Origin of the sequence: Bradyrhizobium genomosp. III (genome assembly GCF_000261705.1) — a bacterium.
GTDB lineage: Bacteria > Pseudomonadota > Alphaproteobacteria > Rhizobiales > Xanthobacteraceae > Bradyrhizobium > Bradyrhizobium ottawaense.
Map to the genome: position 1 here is coordinate 1 of NZ_AJQF01000152.1, position 7,836 is coordinate 7,836.

1 protein-coding gene and 1 pseudogene are annotated in these 7,836 nt (G+C 65.8%); both read left to right on the forward strand.

Translation table 11 applies throughout. The features are described from left to right. A pseudogene (locus tag IC66_RS0112975) lies at positions 1 to 6,862 on the forward strand (leukotoxin LktA family filamentous adhesin); the annotation flags it as partial. 9 nt (positions 6,863 to 6,871) lie between these two features. Then, a partial coding sequence (locus tag IC66_RS48250) for a hypothetical protein (protein ID WP_244429106.1) occupies positions 6,872 to 7,836 on the forward strand: 965 nt, incomplete at its 3' end.

Genomic DNA, 7,836 nt, shown 5'->3' on the forward strand with positions numbered 1-7,836 from the left:
TGTCACCGTTGCGGCGGTCGTCAAGGACGCGACTACCGGGCCTTATGCCGGCAAGACCGTCGACACCGAGGCCATCGCCGGCGGTGCGGCGCTTTACTTTGGCGCCCAGGCGGCTGTCGCGGTCGGCAATGTCAGCAACTCCGTGGTGGCCATGCTCGGCGGCCAGATCACCGGCACGGGCGGCACCGGCAATGGCGCCGCCGTCATGGCGCAGGATTCGACGACCCAGGTCGTCTTCACCGGTGGCGTCACCGGCGGTGCCGTGGCGGCCGGTGCTTCGGTCGCGACGGCAAGCCGAGCGAGTTCGGTCGCCGCGAGGGTTCTGAACGGCTCCACCGTCAACGTCGCGACTCTGGCAGTTGGCGCAAGCGGTGCCGGCACGCTGACGACGACGGCCACCGCGCTCGGCGGCGGTATCGTCGCGGGCGTCGGTGCGGATGCGGAGGCGCACGAGAACTCGTCCGTGCTGGCGGAGATCGGCAGCAGTGCCTCGATCACGACATCCGCGACCGGCGTCGGCACACTGGTGTCGGCCTCGATCACGCCCAATCTATCGAGCGAGGCGATCGGCGTTTCGGTCGGCGGTGCCGCGGTCGGCGTCGCCATCGCCCAGTCCACGGTCGGCGCCACGGTCACTGCCGATGTTGGCGACAACACGAGCTTCTCGGGTGGTGCGCTTGCGGTGACCGCCATGGCGCTGGTTCCGACCAGCGGCACGACGACGTGGGCCAAGGCGCTCGCCGGCGGCGGCGGCTCGCTGATCGGCGCGCAGGGCAGCTACGCCAAGGCGTCGGAAAACGCGACCGTGAGCGCCTATGGCGGGACGGGGATTACGTTGCCCAACGCCGATGTGACCGTCGCGGCCGAAAACGACAGCGCCCAATACGCCGAGGCGACGGGTCTTTCGACCGGATTCCTGGCGCTCGGCGCCACCGTCGCGCAGACCTCGTCCAGCGCGCATACCTACGCCTATCTGGGTGCGCCTGCCGACATGGATAATCTCAATCACGGCAATTACACCGGTATCCTGCGGATCACGGCCACCGGCACGGATGCCAACGTCTCCAACGCGACGGTCGGCGCGGGCGGCACCTATGCCGGCGCGGCCGCGGTCGCCACGACCAGCTCGACCGCCGTGACCAACGCGCGCTTCGACGGCGGCACGGCTGATGACACGCTCTATTTCGGCGGTCTCCGCATCAATGCCAAGCACACCACGAATTACGCGGCGAGCGGCGATGCCTATCAGGCGTCCACGGCCGGCGTATCCGCCGGCAAGGCGCGGAACGACGTCGACTCCACCACCACGGCCGAGATCGGGACGCATCTGATCATCAATTCGGCGGCCGGCGACATGGTCGTGATCGCCAACGACATCGTCAACCAGGGTGGCGGCGGCGCGCGTTCGGGTTCCGGCGGCTCGTTCTCAGGGGCGGCCGCGCTCAGCGAGTCCTTTGTGACGCAGAACGTCACCACCAATATCGGCGCCGGCACGGTGCTGAGCCTCAACGACGATCCCAGGACCTCGACGGCCGTGATCAACATCGAGGCCTACAACACGCTGAACACCAACGACACCGCGAGCCTCGCCACCGCCAGCTTCTTCGCCGGCGGCGGCGCCGAATCCAACATGACGGCGAACGCCACGCTCGCGGTCAACATCAACGCCCGCGAGCTGTTCAGCGCCGGCAAGATCTATATTGGCACGGCCGCGAAGATGGCGGCGGCGACCAACGCCAATGCCAGCCTCTATGGCGCGATCGCTGGCGTCGGCGCCAGCACCAACAGCTGGGTTCACGCCAACCAGTCCGTCAATGTCGGCGCCGGCGCGAAGATCATGGCCTGGCGTGACATCACCATGTATGCCGGCCTGTCCGGCGATGGCCTCGTTTTCAGCAGCGTGCAGGCGACGGCGACGACGGTCGTCTACAACAACACCGCCATTCCGATCTCCACGCTGTACCGCGGCACGGCCAATGCCGACGACAGCACGAGCCTGACGCTGGCCCCGACCTCGAGCATCCTCGGCGCGCGGAATATCTATCTGGGAGCAACGCAAGGGCAGGTCACGGCCGCCGGCAACGGCAGCAATTACAATCCGTATCTGGACATCTTCAGCGCCAAGAACAGCGACAATCACAGCCATACCAGCGGAACCGGCGATGTCGCGCTCAACGGCCTGGTGGTGGCGGGCATCAACAACGACGTGACCATCACGATCGAGCTCGGCGCGAGCACGCCGACCCTGAGCACGACCAGCCCTTACTCCGCGCTGACCCTCGAGGCCGTATCCGACGTCAATCACTTCAGCCCGGTGATGAGCTGGAACCACCAGACGGTCCAGTACACTGTGGTCGGCAACTTCAATCCGTACCAGCTGGTGGTCAACCAGCTGGCGTCGCTGACGGGCCTGACAGAGGCGCAAGTACGCTCCCAGCTCGCGGCGGCCACGCCTACGGCGCCCGCGACGATGGCGCCGTCCGGCACCGATCCGACCGGCGACATCCAGCGCCAGATCGACACGCTGATCAAGCAGGCGCCGTTCACCTCCGACGCACCCGGCAACGCCTTCGCGTTCGGCGACATGCTGGTGTCCGCCGGCAACGTCTCGATCCTGGCGCAGAAGCTGACCGGAAACAGCGGCACGAACCCGGCCGCGCCTGCGGTGATTGCGCGCAGCTCGCCCTTGATCAAGATCGAGAACAAGGGCCTCGACTTCATGAGCCTCGGCAACCTCACGGTCACCGACGTGAGCGGAGGCAACATCACCTACCGCCAGATCGACCATGTCGACCCGGATTCGCACTCCAATGTGACCTTCACCGCGATGCCGAGCGCAACACCGGTCATCGACATCTCGGCCACCTATAACCGCCTGGATCCTGACTCCGGTCAAGGCATTGACCAGAACGGCAACGTGCTGACCCGCACGCCCGACATCTATTTCAATGGCGCCGTCAACAACGCGAACGGCCTGCTCAAGATCATCAACAATCTCGGCAGCGTCGTCGCATCGCAGTCGCTCAGTGCCGCGACCGTCCAGATCGTGGTGCCAAAAGGCACCTTCACCTTCCTCGGCGGTATCGGGAGCTTCTACGACAGCGGCAGCGCGGTCACCTCGCAATGGGCCACCACTGAAAACAGGCCGGAAGACACGCTGACCGCGGTGATGACGGCGGCGACCTATCTCGGCGCCTACGGCGACTACTATACCGCTCCGCATATCGCTTCGGGAACCGATCACCCCTATTTCTATTACTGCTGCACCGACGGCAGCCACGGCGTGTATCAACCCGTCGGCAACGCCGACGCCAGCACGATCTTCACCGCGCGCATGCTGATGACGTATTACGACGGCACCTCGCTCTATTCATCGATCTTCCTGCCGGTGGGCAGGGGTACGCCTGGGAACACCAGCACTCCCGATGCCGGCAGCGTGCCTGACATCGCGACCCTCAAGATCATCGAGGGGCAGTCGCAGGACTCGACCAATGTCGTGCTCGCGCAGTGGAAGAAAACGACTTATGACGGCCGCAACGTTTACACCGATAGCGGTCCGTACAAGACGCCGTTCAACTGTGCGTCAGCCTGCGACAGCTCGGGCTTCTTCCAGGTGATCAACATCCAGCCGGATGCGATCACGCCGAAGACCGCCAATTCGCCGGCCACCGCGACAGCCTCCCGGACCATCAGCGGCCAGGCGGTCATCATCTCGGCGTCGGTGATCAACATCAACGGCACCATCCAGGCCGGCTCGAGCAGCAATTACTCGGTCGACATCGGCGCCGCGGCGTACGATGCCATCTATGGCAGCAACGGCCTCAAGAACCGCAACGGCGGCGCGGACTTTGCCGCGGCCCAGGCCAATGCGCGCAACGGCGTCTATTACGATATCTCGGGCTCCGTGACGGCGTCGGCCAGCGGCGACGCCAAGATCGGGGTCAGGTACAACGCTCTCACCGACCAGCTCATCCTGAATGGCGTGGCGCAGGGCGCCGGCGGCTACGTCTACCTCAACGGCAAGATCATCTCGACCTCGACCGACAGCACCCAGACCCAGGGTAACATCGAGATCAAAGGCGGCGCCGGCACGGTCACCGTCAACAACACCAGCGGGCTCCAGCTCGTCACCAACACCATCAATACCAGCGTCACTGCCCAGAGCGTGGTCGAGATCGTCGACCAGCTCAAGGGGAAGACGACGTGGTGGGTCTACGATCCCAAGGCTGCAAGCAGCCAGCAGGTGTCGCGGTACGAGACCAACAGTGTCACTGCGGCCGCGATCGACCCGTCGATGCTTGCAGCGAGGACCGGTACGGCGGGTATCCAGTACGCGACGAAGGAGAACATGCTCTATCAATGGGTCGACACCGCGACGCTGGATCGTCTACCCACCAGCACGCAGTTCGACTACGGCTGGAGCTTCACGCCCAATCAGACCACCGGCGAGAGCTGGACCCGCTCGACCAGCCTGGTTTCAGGCACGCAGAGCACCAACTACCAGAAGGTCACGACCGCCACCGGCAGCTATCACTGGGCGGGGGGCACGAACCCGGACGGGAGCCCCGTTGGACTCAACACCCACTCCAACGCGTGCTGCGGCGCAGATGCCCAGTACAACTGGTACCAGGCGATCTATGATCATTTGACGCTCTCGCTGACCAACACGGTCAAGGCGTCGAACCCGATCAACATCAAGTTCACCGGTGGCAGTAGCAGCGACGTCGTGGTCAATTCGACCTCAGGCATCGTCATCAACGGGTCGATCAACAACCAGCAGGGAACGACGACGCTGGCCGCCACCGGCGCCAACTCGTCCATCACGGTCGGCGCCAATGCCAACAACCCGGTGATCTCGGGTACGAGCGTGACGCTTCGGGGTGACGGCGGCATCGGCACGCTCGGCGCCAACAGGACGCCCGTCCAGGTGCAGATCTATGGTGGCAGCCTGACCGCCAGCTCGATCGACCGCGACATCGCGATTTCGGCCATCGGCTCGCTGTCGATCAACCAGGTGAAGGTGAATTCGGCAGGCGCCACGCCGCAGGGCAACGTGTTCCTGTCGGCGACCGGCGACATCAACTCGGCCTCCGCCTACAACCCCGCCAATCCCGTCGTGATCGGCAAGAACATCGAGATCAACTCCGCCTCCGGTGCCATCGGCGCGACGAGCGCGGTGGTCAACGGCGCGTCCACCCTGACCAACATCAATCCGCTGGTGATCCAGGCGACGGGGACGGTTCAGGCGGGCGGCAGCGTGGATGGCGGCGTGCTCGACAGCGCCTCGGCCACCGGCACCTACATCATTCAGTCCAAGGGCGACCTCCGCCTAGGCACGATCCAGTCGACCGGTGGCCCGGTGTTCCTGGAGGCCGCCGGCTCCGACGGCAACCAGGCCAACATCCTGAACGGCCGGGCAGCGGTCGGCCTGACCCAGGCACAGAGCCAGCATCTTCAGGACGTCCAGGCCAGCCTCGACCTTGTCAGTGGCAACGCCGCCACCAACGCCGTCAACAGCTATCAGTCGATGGTGACGTCGGCCTACAACGACTATTTCCAGCTCAAGAACATCGCCTTTACGAACGGCAGCACCTACAACCCGACCTCGGTGGGGCAGACGGTGCTGCGGGCGCAGGTGGCGGCCAAGCTCGGCATCGACCCTGCCGACGTCACCGCGACGCAGATGAAGACCGAGGCCACGACGCGGTTCCTGAGGGATCAGTTCCTGCTCGGCAAGATCACCACCGACGAGCTCAAGACCTCGCTGACGACATTGCTCGGTGCCGCTCCCGCGGATCCGCTGGGGACCGTGTTCGGCAGCTCGCTGTCGGCGACCCTGTTCACCAAGCTGTTCGACGGCGTGGCGACCACCAGCCAGCGGATGCCGAGCAACACGGCGTTGCAAACGGCGCTTGGCGCTTACAATGCAAACTACAGCTACACGCTCGCATCGACCGAGCGGGTCTACAGCATCATCACCGCGGGCTCGCAGTGGACCCAGAGCCAGCTCGCCTACACGGTGTCGTCGTCGGCCGTCGGTGCGGCACCGCCGCCGATCGACGAGAACGTCATCGCCAATGTCAGCGCCAACCAGATCATGCTCTACGCGCCGCGCGGCTCGGTCGGCAATTCGGCGGCGCCCCAGACCTTCACCTTCACCAGCGTCGATTCCTCGTCGCTGACGCCGGAGCAGAGGGGTTTGCTGGCCACCGCCGGCCCCGGCCAGCTCACCGTCGGCGCGGTCACGGATCCGACGACCCATGTCACAACCTATACGGTCAGCCTGTCGCAGCAGAACCTCGTCGTCGTCGACAACCCGATCGCGATCTCGGCCAAGGCGCTGACCAACATCTATCTCGGCAGCAAGAACAGCCTCGCGCTCGGCGGCGTCACCGCCAATTACGGCCCGGTCACGGCCGCGCAGACCAACGGCATCGAGGTGACCGGCCGCGGCGACGTCAAGCTCGACGCCGTGACCAGCATCTCCGCCAATGTGGGCGGGGCCGTGATCTCGGGCGATATCGCCAACCTGACCCTGATCGCCGAGCACGGCAATGTCGGCGCGCCGGGCGCTGCCGGAAGCAATCCCGCGACCAACGCCAACGCGCTTCAGATCGCTTTTGCCGATCCGGGCAACGACCAGCTCGACCAGGTCTCGTCGGCGCAGGGCATCTATGTGAAGCAGACCACCGGCGATCTCATCCTCGGCAACATCGCCGCCGGCAATGCGATCCACCTCGCCGCGACCGGCAGCATCTACGCCGAGGCCGGCTTCACGGACCGCTCCGCGATCCACATCCTTGGCACCGACCTCGACCTGCGCGCCGGCGGCAGCATCGGCTTCAACGGCGGGGCCTCCTAGCCGCTGCAGGTGAACATCTCCGGCGCGGTGACCGGCTCGGCGGTCGGCGACGTCAGCATCCTCGCGGTCACCGGCGATCTCGCGGTCGGCACCAGCGGCCCCTATGGGGCGCTGACGGCTGGCGGCGCGTTGACGCTGAACGTGGCGCGCGGCGCGCTCACCATCAATACTGGCATCACCAGCGACGGCCTGATGCAGCTGCTCGCCAATCGCGGCATGACCTTCGCGGCCGGCACCAGTGCGGCGCCGGTGGTTGCGACCAGCAGCACGGGCGGCGTGACGCTGGTTGCCGCGACGCTATCGATGGGCGCCTATTCGGCCATCAACGCGCCCGGGTTGATCTCGGTGACCACCACGGGCGATGCGACGATCGGCCAGCTGAATTCCTCGCTGTCCTACGCTGCCGCCTCGAACGCCCCGTCGATCATCGTCACCGCCGGCGGCGTCGCCTCGCTCGGTGCGATCATCGACAATGGCGACGGCCAGACCAAGTTCATCGCCTCCGGCGCGGGCGCCGAGCTCTCGCTGAGCGCATCGAACGGCATCGGCAGTGCGACCGGGCGGTTTACCTTAAGTGCCGCGCGGCTGTCTGCGAGCGCGAGCGCCGGCGATATCTACGTCAAGGTTCTCGCTGACACCGAGGTGAGCCTGCTGTCCGCGGTGAAGGGCAGTGTGGACATCATCGGCACCGGCGGACTGAGGCTCGACCAGGTGCTGGCGGGCACGGCGACCGGCGCGAGCGGATCTTTCCGCGCCGTCGCGAACAATGGCAGCATCCTCATCGGCACAGCCGACAGCAGCGGTTCGCAGATGGTCCACGCGACCCAGAATGTGACGTTCAAGTCGCTCGCGGCCACCGGCAATAGCGGCGACGTCGGCAACATCAACGTCACCGCCGACACCGGCTTCATCCTGGCGCAGACGGTGACGTCGGGCGGTGTGACCACGTACGGCTCGGTCTCGGCCCATGGCTC